Below are 20,435 nucleotides of genomic sequence, written 5' to 3' on the forward strand. Positions count from 1 at the left end.
TCTATTCAGGGCAGGTGCCGGGCACCTGCGGTAAACGTTTGTCGAGCAACCGGTACAGCGCTGAATCAGCCGGCCAGTTGCGCAAAAAGCGCGCGCGATCCCGCGCATAAGCTGGCTTGAAGCGGCGCAGGCTGCGGTGTTGCTGCATGGCATCCAGATCAATCAAGGACCAGCAGCCAACTCCCTGCACCTCATCCCAGAACAGATTGTAGCCTTTCAGGTCGCCATGGCTGATGCGCTCGCGCAGCAGTGCCTGGAACAGCCGGTCCAGTGCCAGCAAATCACTCTCGGGCGGTGTGCTGTCGAGATACGGCTGGAAGCGCGTGATTATATCTTGCCCCGCCAGGTATTCGGTAATCAGATAGGCCGGACCGCGCAACCAGCACCAGCGCCGCTCGATTACTGCCAGCGGCTGTGGCGTGGCAATGCCGAGCAACTCCAGGCGATTGCCCTCACGCCAGCTGTGCCAGGCGCGACTGGGTCGCCAGAAGCGTTTGCACCAGTGCAGCAGGCTCTTGATGTTGTAGCGTTTGGCCAGCAGCCTAGTGCCGCCAACCTCCACCCGCGCCACCGTGGCAGCACCGCCGGTCTTGTGGATATGCCCCTGCTCGATGCGCCCATCCAGCTCCGCCAGCAAGGGTGCCAGCTGCGTTTCAGCTTCGCGGCGCACCACGCGCAAACCGAAGGCACCTATGCGGGCGCTGAACAGGCTGCAATCGCGGGCGATCTTTTTCAGGTAGTCACGCAACCGCCAGCGCCGCACCTTGGCAATTTCTTTCTGCAACCGCTCCAGCGGCAAGGCGTGTTCAGCGTTGGCCAGCAGGTAATGCACCAGCAGTTCTTCCAGCGAGGCCTCGATCTCGGCTGGCAGCTGGGCAAAAAACACCCCGAGATTCTCCAGCACCCTGGCCCTGGATAGCGGCTGCCCGGCCGTTTCGACCTGCACACCGCCGCCATCGATGACGAACAGCTGTCCCTGCTGACGCAGCAGATTGTCCAGATGCAGGTCGGCCTGCCACAAACCCCGCGCATGCATCTGGCCGATCAGGCTCAGCGCTTCGCCCAGAACGGCTTGCTGAGCATCGGATAAACAGGGTTGCCGCTCCACGGCACGCCAGGCATCCCAAAGGCTTTCAGCGCCCTCCAGGTAATCGAACAACAGCCAGCCGCCCTCGCCCGCCATCTGGCCATGCGCCAGCAGTGCCGGGGTCTTGAGCCCCTGCCCTGCGAGCAACTGCGCACCGGCAAGCTCACGGGAATAATGCCGCTCGCTATTGCCGCCGATCAGCAGTTTGGCCAGCACCTTGCGCCCTTGCCACTGCGCCACGCCGACATAGCGCTGCCCTGGCAGGACACGCATCCAACGCTCGATCTGCAACGTATTGCACGCGTCCAGCTCTAGCGCCAACGGCAATTGCGGATTACGGCCGGCTAACCGGGAAAGTTTCACCGCCGCCCGTCCTTGTCACGCTGACGGGCACCCAGCCGATCCATCCAGCTGTCTAACCCGGTTTCGCCGCCCAGATAGGTCACGAGGAACAAGTGCACTTCGTCCTCCGTCCAGGCATTGGCGCGACGCAGCAAAGGCTCCAGGTCCTTGATCCGGTCACGCCGGCCAAACCACAGTGGCCGGGTTTTCTCCAGATCGATCAGACAGGCCTGATAGCCTTCTGCCTGCGGCCGCAGAAAAATATGTTTGGGATAGAAGCAACCATGCAGCTGCCCTGCGGCGTGCAGGCGGGCGGCGAGCTGGCCACAGGCAAGGATGATGTTGCGGCGCTGTAGCGCGGTCAGCGCATCCCAGCCTTCGAGCAATTTGAACAGGTCGCTCCAGCCATCCAGTGCGCGCGTCAGCAATATTGCACAGGACTCGCCCGGGCGCTTGCGTGCGGCAAAAAACGCCGCCTCCAGCGCCGGGATGCCCAGCTCCCGGTAACGCCGGATATTGCGCAATTCGCGGGCAAAGGTCGGCTCGCCCAGCGGATGCGCCAGGCTGCGGGTCAGATGGTTGGTCTGGCGTTTGAGATAATAGGCATGCCCGTCCAGCTCCAGCCGGCAGACCGTGCTGTAACCACCGCGCTCGGTATTCGGCTCGTCCACCGGCTCCAGTTGCAGCGCCCACAAGGCATCGAAGCTGGCCAGGCCATGCTGTTCCAGCAGCGCGCGATCCTCAGCAGCAAGGTAGTCGTTCATTCGCGGCCCTCGAAGAAGCCGACGACCTGCGCAATACGCTTCTTGTCACTGGCATTCAGCCGCTGGCGCCCGCGGTACTGCAGGTAAAAGCGCAGGCGCTGGGTGCGACTCAGGCAGGTCTTGGCCACCTTGTCCAGGCAGGCCAGATCCTTGACGATGCGATAGCGCAGAGTCGGCCCCCACCAGAACCCGCCGGACGGACAGTCGATGAGGAACACCTGATCGCTCGTATTGACCAGTAGGTTGCGCCACTTCAGGTCATTGTGGGTGAAGTGCTGGTCATGCAGCGCACGGGTGATGCTTGCCACCTGCTGGCTGATGTTGCGCACCCAGTCCGGGTTAGCCAGGCGCGGGTCACGGGTCAGCGCCAGCTGGGACAGGTCGCAGGTGCCGACCAGTTCCCGGGTAATCAGCGCGCCACGCACAAAAGAGCCTTTCTGCCGCTGCATACCGGCCGCGACCACCCTCGGCGTGGGTATGCCCCATTGGGCAAAGCGCTTCAGATTGCGACACTCGGTCATCACCCGGGTGCGTCCGCTGAAACGGCGCAGACCCTTGCCATTGCTGCGGTAGCGTTTGACGTAATAACCAACTCCGGCGCGCTCTAGGCGGATCACCTCGGAAATTTCATCCTTGGTAATACGCTGACCCTGCAGGGCAAACACTGCATCCAGGCTGCCGAAATCGGCCACAAGCGCAACAAAGTCATCTTCCAGTTTCCAGCCCGCCATCAGAGTGCGTCCCCGTAACGCTGCTTGCGTGCATAAAGCTTGTCCGCCTTGCCCTGCAACCAGCCGAGCAACCGGGCTTCTTCACGGAGTATCTGGCGCAGCGGTTGCCGGAAATACCCGCGCAGGAAGCGCAGCTTGTCGCGCTCGGTCAGACCAATATCCAGCACCGAGAAATACAGCGCGGCCAGATCCTTGTCACGCCAGCGGCGTGGCGTAGCGTTGCGTGTCTGCGCGCGGTGCAGGTCGATCAGCGACAGGCGCAGAGTATCTGCCGTCAGCGGCTGGTCGGTGTGCAGCAGAAAGTGGCAGATATAGCAGTCACGGTGATTGACCCCGGCACGATGCATCATGCCGGTCATGCGTGCCACTTCTGCAATCAGCGCGCGCTTGAGGCGGGGCTCGGGCGGCTGCTGCGCCCAGTGCAGACTGAGTTGCTCGAGGTCGGTGGTAGGTGCCAGCTCCTCGGTGACGATAAACGAGTGCTGCCGCGCCGGATTGCCTCCACGCTCGCCATAGGCCACTGCGGTCATGGTCGGCACGCCGGCAGCGGTCAGGCGCTTGATCGCCAGCCATTCCTGCCGGGCGCCGAGTACCGGCAATTTGGCAGTCAGCAGGTTCTTGACGATCTCGCCCCAGCCGATACCGCGATGGATCTTGACGAAATAGCCGTGCCCGACGAGCTCGGTGCGCAGAGTGCGGCGGCCTTCCAGTTCACGGTAGACCTCGCCCTGCAACTGTTCGACGGCAACGAAGGGGTCCTGCTTGGCCCACAGGGTTTTGAAGGGTTCGGCGAGGAATAGCTTCATGCACCACCCCCGACAATCACATCCGCTGCCTTTTGCGGCATCGAATAGAGGTCGGCAGACTCGGCAAACGCCAGCCCGTTACGCCCCCAGAAAGCCCGCCGCTGATCGTCGGCCAGCATGTCGGCCAGCTGGTGGTCGAGGGCCGCCTGCTCGAACGGACTGGCCAGCACCCGTCCGCAATCGGCCTCGGCAATATAGTGGGCGTAACCGCAGACATCGGTGACCAGTACCGGCAAACCGGAGACCAGCGCCTCGAGCAGCACGGTACCGGTGTTCTCGTTGTAGGCCGGATGGATCAGCAGATCGGCACCGAGCAGGAAGCGCGGAATATCGCTGCGCCCCTTGAGAATATCGACCTGCGCGGAGACCCCGAGCGTCTTGGCCTGCAGCTGGAACGGCCGCGGGTCGTCCTGACCGATGGCGATCAGCCGTGTGCGTTTTTTCAGCTCGCGCGGCAGCGCCGCCAGCGCCTTGAGGCTGCGGTCCAGGCCCTTGGTCTTGAAGCCGGAACCGATCTGCACCAGCAGCAGGTCGTCATCCGCCAGCTTGAACTCGCGACGGAATTCAGCCCGAATTTCGGCGGCATTGGCCGGTGCCCGGCGGTCCTGGGCGATACCCGGCGGCAGCAGGTGAAAGCGCTGCAGCGGGGTGTGGTAATGCTGCACGAACAGCGGTTGCTGCACTGCCGAAATCATCAGGATCTCGGTGTTCGCATCGACGCCAAACACCGCCCGCTCGTAGTCGGCAAAGTGCTTGTAGCGACCCCAGCGTTTGTAGATCGGATTGCGCAGGGTTTGCGCCTTGTCCTCGTAGCAACCGTCGGCGGCATAGTAGACATCCAGCCCGGGCATCTTGTTGAAACCGACCAGCCGGTCCACCGGATCACGGGCCAGATCAGCTGCCAGCCAGGCAGTGAATTTTTCGTTGCGGCGGTGGTTGAACAGCGCCTTGACCGGCGCCACCCGCACATCGAAACCGGCCGGCACTTCACCTTCCCAGATGGGCGTGTAAACGCGAATGGCATGCCCGCGTTGCTGGCATTCCAGGGCGATCCGCATGAAGTCGCGCTGCAAGCCGCCGTAGGGAAAGTACTTGTAGAGCACGAAGGCAAGTTGCATCACGGCTTTCCAGTCAAGCGTAGGGTGGGCCTTGGCCCACCAACTGCGGCGTAAGCATACCGGTGGGCTGAAGCCCACCCTACGAAAGCTGTCATGCATCCTCTCCAGCCAGCAGCAGTGCTTCCAGCTGCGTACCAACATGCTGTGCATCAAGCCCATCAAAGCACGACTTGTTGCGGTCGCCGCTACCGGCACCCGGGCCACTGGCACACAGATGGATCTGGCCCTTGCCGTAGGCACCGACCTTGCCCGGCAGGGTCGGTCCATACAGGGAGATGGTGGGCACATCCAGCGCGGCAGCCATGTGACCGAGGCCGGTGTCCACCGCCACGCAGGCGCGGGCACCGGCTATTACCTTGGCCACGCCGGCGAGATTCAGTTTCGGCAGCACGGCAACATGCTCCAGTCCTGCCGCAATACGTTCGGCGCGGGCCTGCTCTTCCGCGTTGCCCCAGGGCAGGCGGACTGCCCAGCCCAGTTCGTTGCAGCGCTCGGCCAGCGCACGCCACTCGTTCTCCGGCCAGTGCTTGCTCGGCCAGGTGGTACCGTGCAGGAACAGCAGGTAAGGCAATTCCGGCGCGTCCGCCATGCCGGCCCGATCCAGCCCATAGTCACCCAGACCTGCGGGCAAGGCATAACCCAGCGCGCGGGCGAACAGCTGGCGGACCCGCTGCAGCGCATGCTGGTCCTTGGGTACCGCATAGGTCCGGTCATAGAAGTGGCAGGCGATGGGTTCACGGGCCGAATCGCGGTCCAGCCCGGCCACCGGCGCCTGTACGTAACGGGTCAACCAGGCGCTCTTGAGCAGGCCCTGGGCATCAATCACCAGATCGTATCTGGTCTCGCGCAGACGCGCCTTGAAGCGCCGCCACTCACCGTCTCTGAAGGTTTGCAGGGGATGCTTGCGCCAACGGCGGATGGCCACCGGCAGCACCTGCGCCACCGCCGGATGCCAGGCCGGAATCTCGGCAAAGCCCTCTTCCACCACCCAGTCGAACTGGATGCCCGGAATCGCCAGTGCGGCATCGGTAAGCGCCGGCAAGGTATGAATGACATCGCCGAGCGACGAGGTCTTGATCAGCAGGACGCGCAACCTAACGCACCTCGACCGGACTGCCGAGCAAACGCTCCAGTGCGTCAATCACCGGCCGCGGTTTCAGATCACGCAAACAGTTGTAATGACCGAAGCGGCAGGTGCGCTCGAAGCACGGGCTGCACTCCAGGCCCAGGCGAACTATTTCCACCTGATCGGCCAGCGGCGGGGTGAACTGCGGCGAAGTGGAACCGTACACCGCCACCAGCGGGCGATTCAGCGCCGCGGCGACATGCATCAGACCGGAGTCGTTGGACACCACGGCGCTGGCGCTGGACAACAGGTCAATGGCTTCGGCCATCGAGGTCTGCCCGGCCAGATTCACACACTCCTCACGCAGACCGGGAATCAGCCGGCTGCGGATATCCTCACCGCCGGGCTGGTCGCTCTTCGAGCCGAACAACCAGACCTGCCAGCCCTGACGAATCTTCAGCTCGGCAACCTTGGCGTAATGCTCGGCCGGCCAGCGTTTCGCCTCGCCGAACTCGGCACCCGGGCAGAGGGCCAGCACAGGGTGCTGCAGACTCAGGCCGAATCTGGCCAGCGCCGCCTCCCGGCTGGCCGGATCGATCTGCAGCAGCGGCCGTGGATAAGGCTGCGCCAGTGCGGCTCCCGGCTCGAAGGCCAGTGCCATGAAGCGCTCGATCATCAGCGGGTAGCGGTCTTTATCCAGGCTGCGGATGTCATTCAGCAGACCGTAACGCATCTCGCCTTTCCAGCCGGTGCGTTTGGCAATGCCGGCAAAGAACGGTACCAGGGCGGATTTCAGTGAATTGGGCAGCAGGATTGCCTGATCGTACTGACCAGCCAGGCTTTTGCCGATCTTGCGCCGCGCCGCCAGATCCAGCACGCCATGCCCCAGCGGAAAGCTCAGGGCTGCCCGCACTTCGGGCATGCGCTCGAGAATCGGCCGGCTCCAGTCGGGCGCCAGCACATCGATGGCGCAGCCCGGATGGCGCTGTTGCAGACACTGGAAGAGTGTCTGCGCCATGACCATGTCGCCTACCCAGCTGGGTCCTACGATCAATATGTTCATGCTTTACCCGTAGGGTGGGTTAGTCGCATCAGCGGCGTAACCCACCATGGATGTCGGCAGACATCCCTTTGGCCGCCCCTTCGGGCCGGATGGCGGGTTACGACCTGCGGTCTAACCCACCCTACGCTTACTTGACCAGAGTGCGCCATTCCGCATGGCCGGCACTCTTGCCGTTGACCAGGTCGAAATAGGCCTTCTGCAGTTTCTCGGTCAGCGGACCACGGCGGCCGGCGCCGATCTGGCGACCGTCGACTTCACGAATCGGCGTGACTTCGGCAGCGGTGCCGGTAAAGAAGGCTTCATCGGCGATGTACACCTCGTCACGGGTGATGCGCTTCTCGACCACCTTGATGCCCAGCTCGTCGGCCAGCGTGAGGATGGTGTTGCGGGTAATGCCATTCAGGCAGGAGGTGACCTCCGGGGTGTAGACCACGCCATTGCGTACCAGGAAGATGTTCTCCCCCGAGCCTTCCGCTACGTAACCTTCGGTATCCAGCAGCATGGCCTCGTCGGCACCGCCGGAGATGGCTTCCTGCAATGCCAGCATCGAGTTGATGTAGTTGCCGTTGGCCTTGGCCCGGGTCATGGAGATATTCACATGGTGGCGGGTGAAGGAGCTGGTACGCACCTTGATGCCCTGCTCGAACGCTTCGTCGCCCATGTACGCGCCCCAGTACCAGGCCGCCACTATGACATGCACCTTGAGGCCGGCAGCGCGCAGGCCCATGGCCTCGGATCCGTAGAACACCATCGGCCGCAGGTAGGCGGTTTCCAGATTGTTCTCGCGCACCACTGCACGGTGGGCCTCGTTGATCTCTTCCTTGCTGAACGGCATCGGCATATTCATGATGTGCGCCGAGTCGAACAGGCGGTCGGTATGCGCCTGCAAACGGAAAATCGCCGTACCTTCCGCCGTGTTGTAGGCACGCACGCCCTCGAACACACCCATCCCGTAATGCAGGGTATGGGTCAGGACATGGGTGGTGGCATCGCGCCATGGCACCATTTTGCCGTCATACCAGATCACGCCATCACGATCGGCCATCGACATATCAATCTGCTCCTTATCTGTTCGCTCAATTCAACAATTCGTTTACTGCCGCGCGCCCCGGTCAAACCTGCCGCCCGCGTCCAGCCTACAACAACCCCAGCTCCCGCCAGACCCTCAGCACGGTACCCCGCTCGGCGGACAACTGGTCAGCGGCGACTTTGCCGGGCTGTTTCTGCAAGGCCTGCCGGTGGGCTACGGCGCGCAGCGCCCGGTAAGCGTCCTGCAACAGGCTGACATCCTCCAGCGGCAACAGATCCAGCTCGCCCAAGCCATCCAGAATGCGGATATTGTCGGTATAGCGTAGCAATTGCGGGTGCCTGTGCGACCAGGCCAAGACCGCGTATTGCACCATAAATTCAATATCGACGATACCGCCGGCGTCCTGCTTGAGATCGAAGCTCTGCCCGGCGTCGAAGGCGTTGACGGCTGTGCCGGCTGCCGTTTCGCGGGTGCCCAGGTTGTCGCGCATCTTCGCGCGCATTTCGGAAACCTCTTCGCGCAGCTTGGGCAGATCGCGCTCACCACCCAGCACCCGGGCACGAATCGCCTCGAACCCCGCCGTCACCCGCGGACACCCGACCAGCACCCGCGCACGCACCAGGGCCTGATGCTCCCAGGTCCAGGCTTCGCTTTCCTGATAGCGCTCGAACGCCGCCAGCGAACTGACCAGCAGACCGGAAGCACCGGAAGGACGCAGGCGCATGTCCACTTCATACAGCGGCCCCGAAGTGGTCTGGGTGGTCAGCAGGTGAATGATGCGCTGCCCGAGCCTGGCGAAAAACTGAGCACCATCGACCGGTTTGGCACCATCGGTTTCCGCCAGCGAATCGGCATCGTGAATGAACACCAGATCCAGATCAGAACCATGGCCGAGCTCGATACCACCAACCTTGCCATACCCGACGACGATGAAATCCGGGTTGCACAGGCTGCCATCGACGCGCCGCGGCGTGCCGTGCCTGGCCACCATCTGCCGCCAGGCCAGCGCCAGCACCTGCTCGAGAATGGCTTCGGCAAGCCAGGTCAGATAGTCACTGACCTTCATCAGCGGCAAACTTCCGGCAATTTCCGAAGCGGCAACACGCAAGCGGTGCGCCAGCTTGAAATGCCGCAGCGCCTCCATTTCCTGCTCCAGGTCATCCTCGGGAATACGCGCCAGCCGCTCACGCAATTCGGCCGCCAGTTCGGGCGCCAGTGGCGGCTTGAACAGACGCCCCTCGTTGAGCAACTCATCGAGCAGTAACGGGTAGCGCGCAATCTGCTCGGAAATCCACGGGCTGGCCGCACACAAGCGGATCAGCCGCTGCAGGGCGCCGGGATTTTCGCTAAGCAGTACCAGATAGGCCGAACGCCGCACAACCCGCTCCACCAGCGGCATCACCCGTTCCAGCACCCGGTCCGGATCATCGTGCTCTGCCGCCTGCACCAGCAGGCGCGGTATGAACGCATCCAGCCGCCCACGCCCCATGCGTTGCATGGCACGTACCTGCGGCCCGCGCTTGAGGTCAAGAATACGTTTGAAAGCCGCCTCGGCATTATCAAAACCGGCCTCGGCCAGTTGCTGAATGGCACTTTCCGGCTCCACCGCTTCTTCCCACAGCGGCAACCACTCCAGCCCGGCGGCCCCAGCGGCCTGCTCGTCTTCATCCTCGTCAGGATCGGCAATTACATGGCGGAAATGCCGGTCAATGCGTGCGCGCCATTGCATCAGCTCCAGATGAAACTCACCCCAGCTGGCAAAGCCCAGCATGCAGGCGACGCGCGCCTGATCCAGCTCGTTATCCGGCAACATCTGCGTCTGGCGGTCACCGATGGCCTGCAAGGCATGCTCGGTATAGCGCAGGAATTCGTAGCCCTGCCGCATGTCATCTACTGCTGTCGCCGGCATATAACCCTGGGCTTGCAAGGTCCCCAGAACTTTCAGTAATGAGCGCTGCTGCAGGCTCAGGTCACGGCCACCATGAATCAGCTGGAAGACCTGGGCGATGAATTCCACTTCACGAATGCCGCCGGCGCCGAGCTTGATGTTATCTGCCATGCCCTTGCGCCGTACCTCCTGCTGAATCAGCAGTTTCATGGCGCGCAGTGCCTCGATGGCGGAAAAATCCAGATAGCGGCGGTAAACAAACGGCCGCAGCATTTCCAGCAACTGCGCACCCGCCTGCTGGTCACCGGCAACCACCCGAGCCTTGATCATGGCGTAACGTTCCCAGTCACGACCCTGATCCTGGTAGTACTGTTCCAGCGCATTGAAGCTCAGCGCCAGCGCGCCGGCCGAACCGTACGGACGCAAACGCATGTCGGTGCGGAACACGAAACCATCCACGGTGATCGCATCCAGCGCCTTGATCAGCCGCTGGCCCAAACGAATGAAGAATTCCTGGTTATCCAGCGTGCGCTTGACCCCCTCGGTTTCACCGCCCTCCGGGTAGCCGAAGATCAGATCGATATCCGAAGACAGGTTGAGCTCATGGGCGCCCAGCTTGCCCATACCGAGGATCACCATATGTTGCGGCGTGCCCGTATGGCGACCGATTGGCGTGCCGAACTGGACAATGTGGCGCTGGTAGATCCACTGATAGGCCAGGTCGATGCAGGCATCGGCCATGTCCGACAGGTCGCGACAGGTTTCCACCAGCGTGGCCTGCCGGGTGACATCACGCCAGATGATGCGCAACTGCTGACGATTGCGGAAACGCCGCAGACGCCGTCCGAGATCGTCCTCGTCCGGGCAGTCGGCCAGACACGCCTGGAGCAGGCTGCGCATCTCGGCGTGCGCCAGTTCGCGCTGCAACAGGCCGGTGAACTGCTCGTCAAGTAACAGCTGCGGATCGCGCAGCAACTGCTCGGTTACAAAATCACTGGCGGCGGTAACCCGGCGGAAGTCTTCGCGAAACCCGACAGGCCAGGAATCTGCAGCTCCCTGCTCGGCCAGCGCACTGGCAAACTCCCTTTCAGCACGCCCGGCACATGCCTGCAATAGGTCTGGCAAAGGAGGCAGCAAAGGCAAACTCATGGTCTATCCTTGATGAAAGCGGGCTGACTGGAAGGCAGATTCTACGGCTGCAACTGCAGCCTGATTACAGCAAATCCCATGTAGTAGTACTACATAAGTAGACTATTCCAAACCAGCCCGGCAGGTTAATATGTAGTAAAACTACAAAACGGAAAGCCGTCAGTAGTTCCCGAATTCGCTGCTACTGCGTAACGCCGTGCAGCAACTGGTGACCGATTCTGGAAGCCTTTGAGCCTTGGAGCAAGCCATGCAAGACCTCGATCCCGTCGAAACCCAGGAATGGCTGGACGCCCTCGAGTCGGTTCTCGACAAGGAGGGCGAAGACCGCGCGCACTATCTGCTGACCCGCATGGGTGAACTGGCAGCCCGTACCGGCACCCAGTTGCCCTACGCGATCACCACGCCTTATCGCAACAGCATACCGGTCGGCCATGAGGCACGCATGCCCGGCGACCTGTTCATGGAACGGCGGATCCGTTCACTGGTGCGCTGGAACGCGCTGGCCATGGTCATGCGCACCAACCAGCAGGACCCCGACCTCGGCGGCCACATCGGCACCTTTGCTTCCAGTGCCACCCTGTATGACGTCGGCTTCAACTATTTCTTCCAGGCCCCGACCGAAGAACATGGCGGCGACCTGATCTACTTCCAGGGCCATGCCTCGCCGGGCGTGTATGCCCGCGCCTTCCTTGAAGGGCGCATCACTGAAGACCAGCTGAACAAATTCCGCCGGGAAACCGACGGTGGCGGCCTGTCTTCCTATCCGCACCCCTGGCTGATGCCGGAGTTCTGGCAATTTCCCACGGTGTCCATGGGCCTCGGCCCGTTGCAGGCGATCTACCAGGCACGCTTCATGAAGTACCTGGAGCATCGCGGCTTCATTCCCGCCGGCAAGCAGAAGGTCTGGTGCTTCATGGGCGATGGCGAGTCCGACGAGCCGGAATCCCTCGGAGCGATTGCCATGGCCGGTCGCGAGCAACTGGACAACCTGATCTTCGTGGTCAACTGCAACCTGCAGCGCCTCGACGGCCCGGTGCGCGGTAACGGCAAGATCATCCAGGAACTCGAAGGGGTGTTCCGCGGTGCTGGCTGGAACGTCAAGAAAGTCATCTGGGGCCGCTTCTGGGATCCGCTGTTCGCCAAGGACAAGAACGGTGCCTTGCAGCGGCGTATGGACGAGGTGGTTGACGGTGACTACCAGAACTACAAATCCAAGGACGGCGGCTTCGTCCGCGAGCACTTCTTCAACACCCCTGAACTCAAGGCCATGGTCAGTGACCTCTCCGACAAGGAGATATGGAATCTCAACCGCGGCGGCCATGACCCCTACAAGGTGTATGCCGCCTACCACGCTGCCGTGAACCACAAGGGCCAGCCCACCGTGGTGCTGGCCAAGACCATCAAGGGTTATGGCATCGGCGCAGGCGAAGCGCAAAACACCGCGCACAACGTGAAGAAAGTCGACGTCGAGAGCCTGAAGAAATTCCGCGACCGCTTTGACATCCCGATCAACGACAACGATCTGGACAAGCTGCCGTTCTACCGCCCGGCCGAAGGCAGTGCCGAGGCCCGCTACCTGCTGCAACGCCGTGAGGCACTGGGCGGTTTCGTGCCGCAACGGCGCAGCCGCAGCATCAGCATTCCGACGCCGCCACTGGCCACCCTGAAGGCCGTTCTTGACGGTTCCGGCGACCGCGAAATCTCCACCACCATGGCCTTCGTGCGGATCCTCGCGCAACTGGTCAAGGACAAGGACCTCGGCCAGCGCATCGTGCCGATCATCCCCGACGAGGCGCGCACCTTCGGCATGGAAGGCATGTTCCGCCAGCTGGGCATCTACTCCTCGGTCGGCCAGCTGTATGAGCCGGTGGATAAAGACCAGGTGATGTTCTACCGCGAGGACAAGAAGGGCCAGATTCTCGAGGAAGGCATCAACGAGGCCGGCGCCATGTCCAGCTGGATGGCTGCCGGCAGTTCCTACAGCAGCCACAACCAGCCGATGCTGCCGTTCTACGCGTTCTATTCGATGTTCGGTTTCCAGCGTATCGGCGATCTGGCCTGGGCCGCCGGCGACATGCAGGTGCGCGGCTTCCTGATCGGCGGCACTGCCGGGCGCACCACCCTGAATGGCGAAGGTCTGCAACACGAGGACGGCCACAGCCACATCCTCGCCTCGACCATCCCCAACTGCCGCAGCTACGACCCGACTTACGGCTACGAGCTGGCGGTGATCATCCGTGAAGGCATCCGCCAGATGATCGAGGAACAGCAAAGCGTGTTCTTCTACCTGACGGTGATGAACGAGGCCTATGTGCAACCGCCAATGCCCAAGGGTGTCGAGGACGGCATCATCCGCGGCATGTACCTGCTGGAAGCGGACAAGAGCAAAGCCGCGCATCAGGTACAACTGCTCGGCTGCGGCACCATCCTGCGCGAAGTGCGCGAGGCGGCGAAAATTCTTCGCGAAGACTTCAATGTCGGCGCCGATGTCTGGAGCGTGACCAGCTTCAATGAGCTGCGCCGCGAAGGTCTCGCCGTGGAGCGCTGGAATCGTCTGAATCCGACCAAGAAGGCGCGCACCACCTACGTCGAGCAATGCCTGTGCAAGAGCGACGTACCGGTGATTGCCAGCACCGACTACATGAAACTGTTCGCTGACCAGATTCGCCAGTGGCTACCCGGCAAGGAGTACAAGGTACTCGGCACCGACGGCTTCGGCCGCAGCGACAGCCGGGCCAAACTGCGGCACTTCTTCGAGGTGGATCGCCACTTCGTCGTGATTACCGCACTGGAAGCGCTGGTTGCCCGTGGCGAAATCAAACCCAAGGTGGTGGCCGATGCGATCAAGCGTTTCGGTATCGATCCGGACAAGGCCAACCCGCTGGAGTGCTGAGTCATGAAAACTGCATCGCTGATTTTTTCCTGGACTGCTGCACGGGTTAACTATTGCCGGTCTTTGTCTGAAGGGTGGGCTTCAGCCCACCAATGCCCACGCAGAGCGTCTCGGCGGGCTGAAGCCCACCCTGCGTCCGCGCTTTGCCAAGGAGAAGGATTGTGAGTGAGTTGATTCGCGTACCCGATATCGGCAACGGTGAGGGTGAAGTGATCGAGCTGCTGGTCAAGGTCGGTGATCGCATCGAGGCCGAACAGAGCCTGCTGACCCTGGAGTCGGACAAGGCCAGCATGGAAATTCCGGCGCCACGCGCCGGCGTGATCACCCGCCTGCTGGTCAAGCTGGGCGACAAACTGAAAACCGGCGATGACCTGCTCGAGCTGGACAGCGGCGAAGCCGCGGTTACCCCGCCCGCAGAGCCAGCAGCACCTGCTGCCGCAGAGACAAGCGCCAGCGCAACTCCAGCGCCGGAGCAGACCGCGCCTGCCGCCGCCAGCACCAGCGCACTGCAGGATATCCAGGTGCCGGATATCGGCTCGTCCGGCAAGGCGAGGATCATCGAACTGCTGGTCAAGGTCGGCGACACGGTAGCAACCGAACAGTCGCTGCTGGTGCTGGAGTCGGACAAGGCCAGCATGGAAATTCCCTCGCCGGCCGCCGGCGTGGTCACTGCCCTGCACGTCAAGCTGGAAGACGAAGTCGGCACCGGCGATCCGATCCTGCAATTGCAGGTCAGCGCGACAACCCCCTCTGCAGCAGCCAGCCCTGCCGCCGCCGCACCAGCACCAGCCACGCCTGCGCCAGCACCTGCAGCCAACGCAGCTGCACCAACCCGTAGCGAGCCGCCAGCAGAACAGCCCGCAACGCAACCCGGCAACAGCAGGGTGCATGCCGGTCCTGCCGTACGCCAGCTGGCGCGCGAACTGGGCGCGGACCTGGCGGCGGTGACCGCCAGCGGACCACACGGTCGTATTCTCAAGGAGGACGTGCAGCAGTTCGTCAAACAACAGCTGCAGAAGGCCAAGCAAGCACCCGGCGCCATGGGTGGCAGCGGCATCCCGCCGGTACCCGAGGTCGATTTCAGCAAGTTCGGCCCGGTGGAAGAAATACCGATGACCCGGCTGATGCAGGTCGGCGCCGCCAACCTGCACCGCAGCTGGCTGAATGTGCCCCACGTGACCCAGTTCGACAACGCCGATATCAGCGAACTGGAAGCCTTCCGCATTGCCCAGAAAGCCACTGCGGAAAAAGCCGGGGTCAAACTGACCGTGCTGCCGTTCCTGCTCAAGGCCTGTGCGCACCTGCTGCTGGAACTACCGGACTTCAACAGCTCGCTGGCGCCGAGTGGCAAGGCACTGCTGCGCAAGGGTTATGTACATATCGGTTTCGCCGTGGACACCCCGGACGGCCTGCTGGTCCCCGTGCTCAAGGACGTCGACAAGAAAAGCCTGCTGCAACTGGCCGCCGAAGCCGCCGAACTGGCGGAAAAGGCGCGCACCAAGAAACTCCTGCCGGACGCCATGCAGGGTGCCTGCTTCACCATTTCCAGCCTCGGGCATATCGGCGGCACCGGCTTCACGCCGATCGTCAATGCGCCGGAAGTGGCGATCCTTGGCGTCAGCAAGGCCAGCATGCAACCGGTCTGGGATGGCCAGGCGTTCCAGCCGAAACTGCTGCTGCCGCTGTCGCTGTCCTACGACCACCGGGTAATCAACGGCGCCGCCGCGGCACGCTTCACCAGGCGTCTGGGCGAACTGCTCGGCGATATCCGTACGCTGCTGCTGTAACTGTCGTCGCAGGACACTGTAGGAGCGGGCTTGCCCGCGAATAACTTGGCCGGGTTATTCGCGGGCAAACCCGCTTCTACAAGAACCGTTAAGTCGCAAGCTCATGGTGTTATCCACCCACGCGCCGTAATACGTTAACCTGCGCGCCCCGCAATCCAAGAGCACCCCGCCATGGCCAACCGCCGTTACAGCTGTATCGGCCTGTTCAACCCCAAGTCGCCGGAGAACGTCGGCGCGGTAATGCGTGCGGCCGGCTGTTACGGGGTCAACTCGGTGTTCTATACCGGCAAGCGCTATGCCCGCGCCCAGGATTTCGTCACCGATACCAAGAAGGTGCATCAGGACATTCCGCTGATCGGCATCGACGACCTGCAGCAGATCATCCCCCTCGGCTGTACGCCGGTCGCGGTGGAAATGGTCGAAGGTGCCCGCGACCTGACCACCTTCACCCATCCGGATCGGGCCATCTACATCTTTGGCCCGGAAGACGGCTCGCTGGACAAGCGGGTGCTGTCCTGGTGCGAAGAGGTCATTTATATTCCCACCAACGGCTGCATGAACCTCGCGGCGACGGTCAATGTGGTGCTCTACGACCGTCTGAGCAAAGGCCTGAACACCCGCTCCGGCCCGCAATTCGGCTGAACCGCCAGCCGCCAATCCATTCAACCGACGAGGCATCCCCCATGGTCCTGCGTTCCCGGATTCTGGCCCACAAGGCACAACTGCCCAGCGCCGAACAGGCATTACCCGGTCGTGCAACAGCGCTGGCCGTACCGGCGGCTCACCATGTCAACGGCCACGCCCTGCAACCGCCGTTCCCTGCCGGATTGCAGCAGGCGATATTTGCCATGGGTTGTTTCTGGGGTGCCGAACGGCGCTTCTGGCAGCAGCCCGGCGTGTGGAGCACGGCAGTCGGCTACGCCGGCGGCTTCACGCCGAACCCGACCTACGAGGAAACCTGCTCCGGGCTGACCGGCCACACCGAAGTGGTGCTGGTGGTGTTCGACCCGCAACTGACCAGCTATCAGGCGCTGCTGAAAACCTTCTGGGAGGCACACAATCCGACCCAGGGCATGCGTCAGGGCAACGACACCGGCACCCAGTACCGCTCGGCAATCTACTGCCTGAACGATGAACAACTGCAGGCCGCCGAAGCCAGCAAGGCAGTATTTGCGCAAGCCCTGCAAGCTGCCGGCCATGGCCCGATAACCACAGAGATTGCCATGGCAGGCCCCTTCTACTATGCCGAGGCCTACCATCAGCAGTATCTGGCGAAGAACCCCGGCGGTTATTGCGGCCTGGGTGGCACCGGCGTCTGCCTGCCCGCCTGAGCTGATCCGGGAACCCTCGCCATGCCCGCGCTTAACCGCGTACGCCACCTGAGCCAGAGCATCGCCTGCCCCTGGCAGCTGGCCTATGACTACCTGTGTGTACCCGAACACTTCTGCCAGTGGGCCTCGGGGCTCGCCAGCGGCATGCAACGGATAGATGGCCAGTGGCTGGCAACAACGCCGCAGGGGCAAGTACGCCTGACCTTCAGCCCGCCCAATAGCTATGGCGTGCTCGATCACTGGGTGCACATCACGCCGCAAGTCAGCATCTATGTGCCGCTACGGCTGGTCGCCAATGGCGAGGGCTGCGAGCTGATCCTCAGCCTGTTTCGCCAGCCAGGCATGAGTGAGGAACGCTTCGCGGCGGATGCGCAGTGGGTGCAGCGCGATCTGCTGACGGCCAGGCAACTGCTCGAAGCCCTGTAGCCCTCAGCCGGCAGTCTTCTCCTCGATCAGCCAGTCCAGCGTCCAGCCGGGCTGACCCTGCGCCAGCAGGTTTGCCAGCCAGGGCAACAACTCGCGCAATTCCTCTTCCAACCCCCATGGCGGATTGGCGATCACCAGCCCGGAACCGTTCAGCCGTTCGGCGCTGTCGGCCGGCTGCACCAGCAACTCGGCACGCAACAGTTTCGGCGCCGGACTTTTCGCCAGTTGCTGGTAGAAGCGCCTGAGCTGGCCGGGCTCCTTGATCGGGTACCAGATCAGCACAATGGCCTGGCGCATGCGCCCGATCGCCTCGCTCAGCGCCTGCACACAACGCTGCAACTCGTCGGCCTGTTCGAACGGCGGATCGATCAGCAGTACCGCACGTTTCTCCCGTGGCGGCAGCAAGGCCCGCGGCACATGCCAGCCCTCACCCAGATGCACCGCCACGCGGCGGTCGAAATGCAGGTTCTCCTTGAGCAGGCGGCCATCCTCGGGATGCTTCTCGTTGCAGTGCAGACGATCCTGCTCACGGGTCAGCTGGCGTGCCAGCTCCGGCGAGCCGGGGTAATAGCGCAGCTGGCCATCCGGGTTCAGGTTGCGCAGCACCTGCAGGTAATCGGCACAGCTGGCAGGCAGGTCAGACGCCCGCCACAGGCGGGCAATGCCCTGCAGGTATTCGCCGGTGCGACTGGCCTGATCACCACGCAGGTCGTAGAGCCCGACACCGGCATGGCTATCGAGGTAGGCGTAGGGTGCGTCCTTTTTCGCCAGCAGGGCAAAGATGCGCGACAGGATCAGGTGCTTGAGCACATCGGCATGGTTGCCGGCATGGAAGGCGTGGCGGTAATTCATCGAAAACTCCTGGCAAGGCGGCGAATTCTAGCAGCCTGCGCCAGGTCGATGCGTGCAGGGGCCTGCTTTGGCCGCTTTATCACGGGCATCGATGAAGCTGGGCGTGCGCAGCATTGCCACATAAGCTGGCAGGATTGACTCAATCCACCGGGATACGACCCATGACCGATACCCTGCTCAGCGCCCGCAATCTGGCTTTTGAACTCTACGAAGTACTGGATGCGCAGAGCCTGATCCAGCGCGAACGCTTTGCCGAGCACAACCGCGAGACCTTCGACGCCGCCGTGGATACCGCACGCAGCATTGCCGAGGAACTGTTCGCCCCGCACAACCGCAAGGGCGATGAACAGGAGCCGCAGTACGTGGACGGCGCCGCGCAGATCATCCCGGAAATCAAACCGGCGCTGGAAGCCTTCCATCAGGCCGGTTTCCTCAACGCCACACGCGATTTCGAGCACGGCGGCATGCAACTGCCGAATCTGCTGTCGCAGGCCTGCTTCGCCCACTTCCAGTCGGCCAATATCGCCACCTCGTCCTATTCGATGCTGACCATGGGCGTGGCCAACCTGATCGAGAATTTCGGTAACGACGAGCAGAAGCGCCTGTTCCTGCAGCCGATCATCGACGGGCGCTTCTTCGGCACCATGGCCCTGACCGAACCGCATGCCGGCTCCTCGCTGTCGGATATCCGCAGCAAAGCCGAGCCGGCCGCCGATGGCAGCTACCGGATCAAGGGCAACAAGATCTTCATTTCCGGCGGTGACCAGCCGATCTCGGAAAACATCGTGCACATGGTGCTGGCCAAACTGCCGGACGCGCCGCCCGGCGTGAAGGGTATTTCACTGTTTATCGTGCCCAAGTTTCTGGTCAACGACGATGGCTCAGTGGGCGCGCGCAACGATGCGTTGCTCGCCGGGTTGTTCCACAAGATGGGCTGGCGCGGCACCACCTCCACCGCGCTGAACTTTGGCGACAACGGCAATTGCGTTGGCTATCTGGTGGGCAAGCCACACCACGGCCTCAACTACATGTTCCAGATGATGAACGAGGCGCGCATCGGCGTCGGCATGGGCGCGACCATGCTTGGCTATGCCGGCTACCTCTATTCCCTGGAATACGCCCACCAGCGCCCGCAGGGCCGCCAGCCGGACGGCAAGGACCCGACCAGCCCGCAGGTGGCGATCATCGAACACACCGATGTGAAGCGCATGCTGCTGATGCAAAAGGCCTACGTTGAAGGCGCTTTCGATCTCGGCCTGTATGCCGCGCGCCTGTTTGATGACACCGAAACCCTGGACACTGCCGAAGAGCGCCAGAACGCGCTGGAACTGCTTGACCTGCTGACACCGATCGTCAAATCCTGGCCCTCGGAGTTCTGCCTGAAGGCCAACGAGATGGCCATCCAGATTCTTGGCGGCCACGGCTATACCCGCGAGTACCCGGTTGAGCAGTACTACCGCGAGAACCGCCTGAACCAGATCCACGAAGGCACCCACGGCATCCAGTCGCTCGACCTGCTCGGGCGCAAGGTAGCGATGAACAATGGCGCGGCACTCAAGCAGTTGCTCAAGCTGATTCATCAATGCTGCGCAAGGGCGACCGCTTTCGAGTCACTGAATGCCCTGCGCCAGCCGCTGGAACAACTGCTGGCGCGCCTGTCTTCCACCACCCTGGCCCTGCTCGGCGATCTGATGAGCGGCAAGGTCAATCAGGGGCTGGCCAACTCGGCGCTGTACCTGAAAGTGTTTGGTCACATGGTGATCGGCTGGCGCTGGCTGGAGCAGGCAATACGGGCTGAGCAAGGCTTGGCCAGCGGCAACCCGGCGGATGCCGAGTTCTACCAAGGCAAGCTGCAGGCGGCACGCTACTTCCTGACCTGGGAGGTGCCGGGCTGCCAGCATGAGCTGAACCTGCTGGAGGCGCGCGACGATACCTGCCTGACCATGCAGGGCGAGTGGTTCTGACGCAACGCCTTGCTGTCTGATCAAGTGCGCCTTCTCGGCGGTCGCACTGGTGGCAGAACCCTGGTATGAGCCAAGCCTGCCGGCTCTTCGGCTGGCTTGTGCCTGCATTCAAGGGCTGCCGACGCCTTCGCGCCTGAA

Annotated in this window: 16 protein-coding genes; 6 read left to right on the plus strand and 10 right to left on the minus strand. The window is 62.7% G+C overall.

The window, feature by feature from the left end:
- Position 1: 1 nt before the first annotated feature.
- From BLT89_RS14160 to glnE, 9 genes are all read right to left on the minus strand, one after another.
- Positions 2–1,450, minus strand: a complete 1,449-nt coding sequence (locus BLT89_RS14160; RefSeq protein WP_090196705.1) for a lipopolysaccharide kinase InaA family protein — start codon at positions 1,448–1,450, stop codon at positions 2–4.
- The gene (locus BLT89_RS14165; protein ID WP_090196708.1) at positions 1,447–2,193 is read right to left on the minus strand and encodes a lipopolysaccharide kinase InaA family protein; all 747 of its coding nucleotides are present in this window, start codon (positions 2,191–2,193) and stop codon (positions 1,447–1,449) included. The genes BLT89_RS14160 and BLT89_RS14165 overlap by 4 nt, the downstream gene beginning before the upstream one ends.
- Positions 2,190–2,924, minus strand: a complete 735-nt coding sequence (locus tag BLT89_RS14170; RefSeq protein WP_090196710.1) for a lipopolysaccharide kinase InaA family protein — start codon at positions 2,922–2,924, stop codon at positions 2,190–2,192. Before BLT89_RS14170 ends, BLT89_RS14165 begins: the two co-directional genes overlap by 4 nt.
- Complete coding sequence (rfaP, locus tag BLT89_RS14175) at positions 2,924–3,730, minus strand: lipopolysaccharide core heptose(I) kinase RfaP (protein ID WP_090196712.1); 807 nt, start codon at positions 3,728–3,730, stop codon at positions 2,924–2,926. The genes BLT89_RS14170 and rfaP overlap by 1 nt, the downstream gene beginning before the upstream one ends.
- Positions 3,727–4,848 (minus strand): glycosyltransferase family 4 protein, encoded by a 1,122-nt coding sequence (locus tag BLT89_RS14180; protein WP_090196714.1) that lies wholly within the window; start codon positions 4,846–4,848, stop codon positions 3,727–3,729. Before BLT89_RS14180 ends, rfaP begins: the two co-directional genes overlap by 4 nt.
- A gap of 91 nt (positions 4,849–4,939) precedes the next feature.
- Positions 4,940–5,941 carry a lipopolysaccharide heptosyltransferase I gene (gene waaC / locus BLT89_RS14185; RefSeq protein WP_090196717.1) on the minus strand — a complete coding sequence of 334 codons (1,002 nt, stop codon included), beginning with the start codon at positions 5,939–5,941 and terminating at the stop codon, positions 4,940–4,942.
- A gap of 1 nt (position 5,942) precedes the next feature.
- Positions 5,943–6,977, minus strand: coding sequence for a lipopolysaccharide heptosyltransferase II (waaF, locus tag BLT89_RS14190; RefSeq protein ID WP_090196720.1), 1,035 nt, complete (start codon positions 6,975–6,977; stop codon positions 5,943–5,945).
- A gap of 127 nt (positions 6,978–7,104) precedes the next feature.
- Entirely contained in the window at positions 7,105–8,028 is a 924-nt protein-coding gene (locus BLT89_RS14195; RefSeq protein ID WP_090196723.1) for a branched-chain amino acid transaminase, read from the minus strand.
- An 85-nt stretch (positions 8,029–8,113) separates the two neighbouring features.
- The gene (glnE, locus tag BLT89_RS14200; protein WP_090196727.1) at positions 8,114–11,044 is read right to left on the minus strand and encodes a bifunctional [glutamate--ammonia ligase]-adenylyl-L-tyrosine phosphorylase/[glutamate--ammonia-ligase] adenylyltransferase; all 2,931 of its coding nucleotides are present in this window, start codon (positions 11,042–11,044) and stop codon (positions 8,114–8,116) included.
- Positions 11,045–11,291: 247 nt separating this feature from the next.
- On the opposite strand from glnE, the gene aceE reads away from it, so the two are divergent.
- The 5 genes from aceE (at position 11,292) to BLT89_RS14225 (ending at position 17,481) form a co-directional block, all read left to right on the plus strand.
- The gene (gene aceE / locus BLT89_RS14205) at positions 11,292–13,937 is read left to right on the plus strand and encodes a pyruvate dehydrogenase (acetyl-transferring), homodimeric type (protein WP_090199067.1); all 2,646 of its coding nucleotides are present in this window, start codon (positions 11,292–11,294) and stop codon (positions 13,935–13,937) included.
- 161 nt (positions 13,938–14,098) lie between these two features.
- Positions 14,099–15,724, plus strand: a complete 1,626-nt coding sequence (gene aceF / locus BLT89_RS14210) for a dihydrolipoyllysine-residue acetyltransferase (RefSeq protein ID WP_090196730.1) — start codon at positions 14,099–14,101, stop codon at positions 15,722–15,724.
- Between the two features lie 171 nt (positions 15,725–15,895).
- Positions 15,896–16,366 carry an RNA methyltransferase gene (locus tag BLT89_RS14215; protein ID WP_090196733.1) on the plus strand — a complete coding sequence of 157 codons (471 nt, stop codon included), beginning with the start codon at positions 15,896–15,898 and terminating at the stop codon, positions 16,364–16,366.
- Between the two features lie 41 nt (positions 16,367–16,407).
- On the plus strand, positions 16,408–17,055 hold the full coding sequence (msrA, locus tag BLT89_RS14220) for a peptide-methionine (S)-S-oxide reductase MsrA (RefSeq protein ID WP_090196737.1): 648 nt from the start codon (positions 16,408–16,410) through the stop codon (positions 17,053–17,055).
- Positions 17,056–17,076: 21 nt separating this feature from the next.
- Positions 17,077–17,481, plus strand: a complete 405-nt coding sequence (locus BLT89_RS14225) for a hypothetical protein (RefSeq protein ID WP_090196740.1) — start codon at positions 17,077–17,079, stop codon at positions 17,479–17,481.
- Between the two features lie 3 nt (positions 17,482–17,484).
- Here the strand turns inward: BLT89_RS14225 and BLT89_RS14230 are convergent, their stop codons facing one another.
- A complete protein-coding gene (locus BLT89_RS14230; RefSeq protein ID WP_090196743.1) occupies positions 17,485–18,333 on the minus strand; it encodes a 23S rRNA (adenine(2030)-N(6))-methyltransferase RlmJ in 849 nt (282 codons plus the stop codon).
- Positions 18,334–18,494: 161 nt separating this feature from the next.
- Here BLT89_RS14230 and BLT89_RS14235 point away from each other — a divergent pair, with 161 nt between their 5' ends.
- Positions 18,495–20,297, plus strand: a complete 1,803-nt coding sequence (locus BLT89_RS14235; protein WP_090196746.1) for an acyl-CoA dehydrogenase — start codon at positions 18,495–18,497, stop codon at positions 20,295–20,297.
- Positions 20,298–20,435: the final 138 nt, after the last annotated feature.

Origin of the sequence: Pseudomonas pohangensis (assembly GCF_900105995.1) — a bacterium.
Taxonomy (GTDB): Bacteria; Pseudomonadota; Gammaproteobacteria; order Pseudomonadales; family Pseudomonadaceae; genus Aquipseudomonas; species Aquipseudomonas pohangensis.

Excerpts from the sequence above, each read along its gene's own strand:
- waaF (WP_090196720.1), bottom strand. The coding sequence starts at position 6,977 with ATGAACATATTGATCGTAGGACCCAGCTGGGTAGGCGACATGGTCATG.
- BLT89_RS14235 (WP_090196746.1), top strand. The coding sequence starts at position 18,495 with ATGACCGATACCCTGCTCAGCGCCCGCAATCTGGCTTTTGAACTCTAC.
- rfaP (WP_090196712.1), bottom strand. The coding sequence starts at position 3,730 with ATGAAGCTATTCCTCGCCGAACCCTTCAAAACCCTGTGGGCCAAGCAG.
- BLT89_RS14195 (WP_090196723.1), bottom strand. The coding sequence starts at position 8,028 with ATGTCGATGGCCGATCGTGATGGCGTGATCTGGTATGACGGCAAAATG.
- BLT89_RS14215 (WP_090196733.1), top strand. The coding sequence starts at position 15,896 with ATGGCCAACCGCCGTTACAGCTGTATCGGCCTGTTCAACCCCAAGTCG.
- aceE (WP_090199067.1), top strand. The coding sequence starts at position 11,292 with ATGCAAGACCTCGATCCCGTCGAAACCCAGGAATGGCTGGACGCCCTC.
- BLT89_RS14165 (WP_090196708.1), bottom strand. The coding sequence starts at position 2,193 with ATGAACGACTACCTTGCTGCTGAGGATCGCGCGCTGCTGGAACAGCAT.
- BLT89_RS14170 (WP_090196710.1), bottom strand. The coding sequence starts at position 2,924 with ATGGCGGGCTGGAAACTGGAAGATGACTTTGTTGCGCTTGTGGCCGAT.
- glnE (WP_090196727.1), bottom strand. The coding sequence starts at position 11,044 with ATGAGTTTGCCTTTGCTGCCTCCTTTGCCAGACCTATTGCAGGCATGT.
- BLT89_RS14225 (WP_090196740.1), top strand. The coding sequence starts at position 17,077 with ATGCCCGCGCTTAACCGCGTACGCCACCTGAGCCAGAGCATCGCCTGC.
- BLT89_RS14180 (WP_090196714.1), bottom strand. The coding sequence starts at position 4,848 with ATGCAACTTGCCTTCGTGCTCTACAAGTACTTTCCCTACGGCGGCTTG.
- BLT89_RS14230 (WP_090196743.1), bottom strand. The coding sequence starts at position 18,333 with ATGAATTACCGCCACGCCTTCCATGCCGGCAACCATGCCGATGTGCTC.
- msrA (WP_090196737.1), top strand. The coding sequence starts at position 16,408 with ATGGTCCTGCGTTCCCGGATTCTGGCCCACAAGGCACAACTGCCCAGC.